Below are 372 nucleotides of genomic sequence, written 5' to 3'. Positions count from 1 at the left end.
AGGTATCCTCATCGCACTGGATGATTTCGGCGTCGGTCACTCCAACCTGAATTATCTGAAAGAATTTCAGGCAGACATGCTCAAGATCGACCGTGGTTTCATCACCGGCATTGGCAGTAATGATCTGTCCTGTCATGTTTTGCAGAGCATCATTGACCTTTCCGGACAGCTGAAGCTCAAAGTTATCGCCGAAGGAATTGAGACACTTGAACAAGCCAATTACCTGCAGGAAAAAGGCGTCGAATATTTGCAGGGCTACTATTTTTCAAAGCCGCAACCTATTGCCGTCTTCAAGACACAGATCAACAAAGATTAACACATAGCATGCCAACTCAGCACGACCGGCTAGTCCGGCAGCACTGTATTGGCAGG

At 47.3% G+C, this 372-nt stretch carries 1 protein-coding gene; it reads left to right on the top strand.

What is annotated here, in order from left to right; all coding sequences use genetic code 11:
- On the top strand, positions 1–316 hold a 316-nt coding region (locus tag HBA93_RS19260; protein WP_221724369.1), incomplete at its 5' end, for an EAL domain-containing protein.
- Positions 317–372: the final 56 nt, after the last annotated feature.

This window comes from Ochrobactrum sp. SFR4, from assembly GCF_019730395.1.
In the GTDB taxonomy this organism is placed as follows: domain Bacteria; phylum Pseudomonadota; class Alphaproteobacteria; order Rhizobiales; family Rhizobiaceae; genus Pseudochrobactrum.
This window is presented reverse-complemented; position numbering and strand designations above follow the sequence as displayed.